This window comes from Adlercreutzia sp. CNCM I-6207 (genome assembly GCF_977072305.1).
This window is the reverse complement of record NZ_CDRVLZ010000013.1, coordinates 79832-85831: the sequence shown is the minus strand read 5'-3', so window position 1 is coordinate 85831 and position 6000 is coordinate 79832. Positions and strand designations below refer to the sequence as shown.

General features: G+C 64.1%; 6 protein-coding genes. All 6 read left to right on the top strand.

Annotated elements, in window-relative coordinates; all coding sequences use genetic code 11:
* A partial coding sequence (locus ACW4QM_RS07995) for a hypothetical protein (protein WP_455798353.1) occupies nt 1-296 on the top strand: 296 nt, incomplete at its 5' end.
* A 41-nt stretch (nt 297-337) separates the two neighbouring features.
* Nucleotides 338-916: a xanthine phosphoribosyltransferase gene (locus ACW4QM_RS07990; protein ID WP_022740429.1), complete on the top strand. Its 579-nt coding sequence runs from the start codon at nt 338-340 to the stop codon at nt 914-916.
* Nucleotides 913-2328 carry a uracil-xanthine permease family protein gene (locus tag ACW4QM_RS07985; RefSeq protein WP_114549682.1) on the top strand — a complete coding sequence of 472 codons (1416 nt, stop codon included), beginning with the start codon at nt 913-915 and terminating at the stop codon, nt 2326-2328. Before ACW4QM_RS07990 ends, ACW4QM_RS07985 begins: the two co-directional genes overlap by 4 nt.
* 4 nt (nt 2329-2332) lie before the next feature.
* The gene (locus ACW4QM_RS07980; protein WP_161127360.1) at nt 2333-3295 is read left to right on the top strand and encodes a putative manganese transporter; all 963 of its coding nucleotides are present in this window, start codon (nt 2333-2335) and stop codon (nt 3293-3295) included.
* 125 nt (nt 3296-3420) lie between these two features.
* Nucleotides 3421-4119, top strand: coding sequence for a hypothetical protein (locus ACW4QM_RS07975; protein WP_455798352.1), 699 nt, complete (start codon nt 3421-3423; stop codon nt 4117-4119).
* The gene (locus ACW4QM_RS07970; protein ID WP_173112234.1) at nt 4116-5867 is read left to right on the top strand and encodes a carbon starvation CstA family protein; all 1752 of its coding nucleotides are present in this window, start codon (nt 4116-4118) and stop codon (nt 5865-5867) included. The genes ACW4QM_RS07975 and ACW4QM_RS07970 overlap by 4 nt, the downstream gene beginning before the upstream one ends.
* Nucleotides 5868-6000: the final 133 nt, after the last annotated feature.

The following is a 6000-nucleotide window of genomic DNA, read 5'->3' as shown; positions in this document are numbered from 1 at the left end:
TTCGACGAGGGAGGGCGCAAGGTGTACGATACGATAGCCGGCCGCAGGAGGCGGCTGGGGCTGGCCGCCTAGGCCGTCCGGAAAAACGTCCGCACCCCCCTCAGCTTGGAAAATGTGCTTTTTTGTTTTCGGAAAACACCCATTTTGACCTGGTAAAACTCAAAAAATACCAGGTCAAATCCCTATTCAAAAAAGCACATTTTCCAAGCTGTGCTAACAGCCAATTCGCGGTCACATCCTTTTCTATGGGTGTTTTCGGCAGTCGTTCCCAAGAGGGGCGCGATCTCCTAAGATAGTGCGATACGCGAAAATGGCCCCGAAGCCCAAGGAGGTTTCCGTGGAATTGTTGGAAGAGCGCATTCGCCGCGATGGCGTGGTGAAGGCGGGCGGTGTGCTGAAGGTGGACGCCTTCTTGAACCACCAGATGGACATTGAGCTGTTCTCCCAGATGGCCGAGGAATGGAAGCGCCTGTTCGCGGGCAAGCCCATTAACAAGATCCTCACCATCGAGGCCTCGGGCATCGGCATCGCCGCCGTGGTGGCGCATCATTTCGGCGTGCCCGTGGTGTTCGCGAAGAAGACCCAGTCCATCAACTTGGACGGCACCATGTATTCCACGCGCATCCAGTCCTTCACCCACAACCGCATCTACGACGTCATCGTCTCCACCCGTTTCCTGGGGCCCGACGATCACGTGCTCATCATCGACGACTTCCTCGCCAACGGCTGCGCTCTGCGCGGGCTGCTCGAGATCTGCGAGAGTGCCGGGGCCACTGTGGAGGGCATCGGCATCGCCATTGAGAAAGGTTTCCAGCCCGGTGGCGACGAGCTGCGCGAGGCAGGTTACGACCTGCAGTCGCTCGCCATCGTCGAGGCCATGGATCCCGCTACCGGCGCCATCGAGTTCCGCTCATGAGCCGCAAGAGAAACGTGGAAAGCGAGGGCGGCGTGGTTTTCATCGACCCGAAGATGAAGGCGCTCTCGTCCCTTGATGGCGAGATCGGCTGGCTGGCGGCCTTCCCCTACGGCCTGCAGCACGTGCTGGCCATGTTCGTGGCGAACTTGGCGCCCATCGCGATCATTGCGGCAGCGGCGGGCCTTCCCGAAGACTTGCGGGCCACGCTCATCCAGAACGCCATGTTCATCGCCGGCATCGGCACCTTCGTGCAGCTGTTCCCGCTGTGGCGGGTGGGCAGCGGGCTTCCCATCGTCATGGGCATCAGCTTCACGTTCGTTTCCGTGGCCTGCACCATTGCGGCGACCCAGGGCTACGGGGCGCTCGTGGGAGCGGTCATCGTCGGCGGCCTCATCGAGGGGCTGCTGGGTTTGTTCGCCCGCTGGTGGCGGCGTATCATCACACCCATCGTGGCGGCCGTGGTGGTGACCTCTATCGGGTTCTCGCTGCTCGGCGTGGGGGCGGCCTCCTTCGGCGGCGGCTCCGGCGCGGAGGATTTCGGCAGCGCCACGAACCTCATCCTCGGCACCGTCTCGCTTCTGGCGTGCCTTGTGTTCCAGGGCCTCGCCAAGGGCGCCACTAAACAGCTTTCGGTGCTCTTCGGCCTTGTCGTGGGGTATCTGGTGGCCATTCCTCTGGGCAAAGTGGACTTCTCCGGCTTCGCTTCGGCGCAGCTCTTCTCGCTGCCGGGCGTGCTGCCTGTGACGCCGGAGTTCAACCTCGGCGCCATCATCACCGTCACGCTCATCTTCCTCGTCTCCGCCACCGAGACCGTGGGCGACTGCTCGGCGCTCACGGCCGCCGCGCTGCGCCGCAACCCCACGGACAAGGAGCTCTCCGGCGCCGTGACGGCCGATGGCCTCGTTAGCTCGCTCGCCGGCGTGTTCGGCTGCTCGCCGGTCACCTCGTTCTCGCAGAACGTCGGCCTCATCGCCATGACCGGCGTGGTGAACCGTCGCGCCATCGCCACGGGAGCGGTCGTGCTCGTGCTCGCCGGCTTCGTGCCCGTGGTGAGCCTCGTGTTCGCATCGCTGCCCGAGGCGGTGCTCGGCGGCTGCACCATCATGATGTTCGGCAACATCATCGTCAGCGGCTTCCAGATGATCGCCAATGCCGGCTTCTCCCAGCGCAACATCACCATCGCCGCGCTGTCGCTGGCCGTCGGCATCGGGTTTACGCAGATGGGCGACATCTTCGCTATCTTCCCGGAGCTCGTGCAGAGCGTCTTTGCCGACAACTGCGTGGCCGTGGTCTTCGTCGTGGCCATTCTGGCGAGCTTGCTTTTGCCCAAAGATCAGAAGGTGGAGGGCCCGCTGATCGTGGAGGAGGGCAACGATTCGGTGGATATCGCCACAGACGCGTTAGAATCTTAGATCCATGGAAACCATCGCGCACATAGCCGAACACGTGCTGGAGCATTCTCTGGCCGACACCCTGTACCTCATCCCGTTTCTGTTCGTCACCTACCTGGCCATGGAGTGGCTCGAGCACAAGACCGGCGGCAAGACCCAGGAGGCCATTCGCCACGCCGGTGCGGCCGGGCCCATTGTGGGCGCGTTTCTGGGCGTGGTGCCCCAGTGCGGCTTCTCGGCCGTGGCGGCCACGCTGTACGCGGGTCGCGTGATAACGCTGGGGACGCTGTTCGCCGTGTTCCTCTCCACCTCCGACGAGATGCTGCCCATTTTCCTGGCCGAGGCGGTGCCCGGCAATACCATCTTGTCCATCATGGGGGCGAAGGTGGTCATCGGCATGGTCATGGGCTTCATCGTGGATGCCGTGCTGCGCCTGGCGCGCCGCGACAAGGAGCGCCTGCGCATCCATGAGCTGTGCGAGCAGGACCAGTGCGGCTGCAACCACGACTGTCACACCTGCGAGCAGGCCCCCGAACGCGCCTACGAGCACCACGATGACGTGGAGCACACCCATGAGCATGGGCACGGTTGGAAGGGCATCCTGAAGAGCGCCACGAAGCATACGGTGCAGGTGACGTTGTTCATCTTCCTCATCACCATCGCGCTGAACGTCGTGCTGGAAACGGTGGGGGAGGACGCGCTCGCCCAGTTCCTCGGCGACAATCCGAACTTCTCGGTGTTCGCCTGCGCGCTTGTGGGCCTTATTCCGAACTGCGCCGCCAGCGTGGTCATCGCCCAGCTGTATGTGGAGGGCGTCCTGGGTGCTGGGGCCATGCTCGCGGGACTGCTCGTTTCCGCTGGCGTGGGGCTGCTCGTGCTGGCCCGGGCCAATCGCCACTGGAAGCAGAACGTCGCCATCATCGCGGTGCTGTACGCCATAGGCGTGTTCTGGGGCCTTATCTGCAATGGCCTGGGGGTCGTGTTCTAGCGGCATCGCCGAGCGTTTCCACTCCGTAAAAACCTGACGAGCCGTCAAAAAAGTTCTTGCATCGCCCAGTCGTAAGTACTACGCTCGCAAAGTTAACTTTTTCGGTCATCAATGGGAAGAAGGCGATGGCGTTGGCAGGCCGTGGAGAAGTCATCGAGCGACTTCTTGCCGCCCATGAAGCGTGGTTCGACGTCGAGCGCGACCACGACTTCGCCGGCCGCACCTTCCCGGGTTACGCCGAGTTCCATTCCTCGGTCTCTCGGTACGTGCTCGTCAAGCGCGCGAAGTTGTGGGAGGCGGCCAGCCACGAGCACCTGTTCTTCTGGGGCACGCCCCGCCTGACCACAGGCGAGCTGGACGACTTGGTCGGCTGCGTTACCGGCGAGGGGCTCTCCCTCGTGCGGCCCGCGCCCGATCACATGACGACGTACTTGTCGCTCGCCATCGTCGCCGATGCCGTAGACGATCTCGCGTGGGAGCGCGTGCGGCGCACACGCTTCCGCAAGAACTTCGCGCTCGGCTGGCGGGGGTGGGCCGATCTGCGTCTGGCGGTGGCCGACTTGTCGCGCGGGCGCGTGACGACCAATTCACAGGGAAAACCGCTGGGGGAAACGCTCCAGGCCAATGCGTTCATCGACGGCGGCGTTGCTGTGCGCGACGCTCGTTGCGGCAACGCGAGCAGCGCTGTTCGCGACGCCGTGCGCGATGGGCATCGGCTTGACGCGTCCGCCCCGGCGTTTCCGCAAGATCGGGAGGGCCGAGCCTGCGATGGCGCGCGCCCTCTCTTTGAAGCCCAGGGCGAGAAGAGAGGAAGTACGTTATGAATGCCCTGATCATTCTTCTGGTAGCCATCGCGGTTCTCGTGTGCGGCTACGTCTTCTACGGCGGCTGGCTCGCCAAGCAGTGGGGCATCGACCCCAACCGCCCCACGCCGGCCCACGAGTTCGAGGACGGCAAGGACTACGTGCCCGCCGCGCCCTACGTGGTGCTCGGCCACCATTTCTCGTCCATCGCCGGCGCCGGCCCCATCAACGGCCCCATCCAGGCGGCCATCTTCGGCTGGGTGCCGGTGCTTCTGTGGGTGCTCATCGGCGGCATCTTCTTCGGCGCCATGCACGATTTCGGCGCGCTGTTCGCCTCCATTCGCCACAAGGGGCAGACGCTCGCGACGGTCATTGCCGAGAACATCGACGACACGGCCAAGAAGCTGTTCTGCATCTTCTCGTACCTGACGCTCATTTTGGTGGTGGCCGCCTTCGCCTCCATCGTGGCGAGCACCTTTGCTGTGGCACCGGTGCCCACTGACGACGCCGCCAAGGCCGTGGCAGTCGAGACGGGGAATTTGGCCAACATGCGCACGGCCATGATCTCGGTGCTGTTCATCGTGGTAGCCGTCATCTACGGCGTTATCACCCGTGGTCGCAAGATCCCCGCGGCCGCGAACATCGTCTCAGCTCTGGCCATCATCGTGGTCGTCGTGGCCCTCGGCTACAATCTGCCGGTGATCGCGCTGGACAACACCACCTGGATGATCCTTGTGGGCCTGTATATCCTCGTGGCCTCCGTGGCCCCGGTGTGGATCCTTCTGCAGCCGCGCGACTACCTGTCGAGCTATCTGCTCTACGGCATGATCGCCCTGGCGCTTGTCGGTATCATCGGCGCCGGCGTCATGGGCAACGCCGCCTCGCTGGACATTCCCGCATTCACCGGCTTTTCCGCTGCGGCTGGCACATCCAAGGTGGCTGCCTCGGGCTTTCTGTTCCCGGCGCTGTTCATCACCATCGCCTGCGGCGCCATCTCCGGCTTCCACAGCCTCGTGGCCTCGGGCACTACCTCCAAGCAGCTCGACCGCGAGGCCGAGGCGCAGCCCATCGCCTACGGCGGCATGCTGCTCGAGTGCTTGGTGGCGGTCATCTCGCTGTGCGCGGTGGCCTTCGTGTTCTCGGGCTACATGGACGGCACCTACGCCTCGCCGACCCAGGTCTTCGCCGCGGGCCTCTCCCAGATGCTCGCCTGCGTGCCCGGGCTCGCCGGCGCGGAGTCGGTCGCCTACGCTCTGCTTGTCTTGGCGGTGTCGGTGTTCTGCCTGACCTCGCTCGACACCGCGACGCGCCTGGGCCGCTACATGTTCCAGGAGCTTTTCACGCCCCACGGCATGGAGGCAAGCGACCTTACCGGTTGGCGCGCGGTGCTCGTGAACCCCTGGGTCGCCACCATCATCACGGTGGTGCTCGGCGTGGGGCTGGGCATGACCGGCTACCAGCTCGTGTGGCCGCTGTTCGGCGCCGCCAACCAGCTGCTGGCCGCGCTCGGGTTGCTCGCTGTGTGCGCGTGGCTGGGTAACGCCGGCCGCAACAACAAGATGTTCTACTTCCCCATGGCGTTCATGATGGTGGTGACGCTGACCTCGCTGGCGCTGACGGTGTGGGCCAAGATCGGCCTTCTGGCGGCCGGCACGATGGATGCCGCCACGGTGCTGCAGCTGGTCATCGGCGTGCTGCTCATGGTGTTCGCCGTCATCTTGGCCGTCAAGGGCTGCAAGACCATCTTCGGAAAGAAGCGGGTCGCGTAGAATCGGGTCGCGTAGAATCGGGTCGCGTAGCTGCAAGCATCCTGCTGCTGGTCTCTTCGCATTGCTGCCCCAGAACGGGCACCCGGGAATCCTGGGGGCTCGTTTCGGGGCATAATTTCGAGTTGTTAGACAT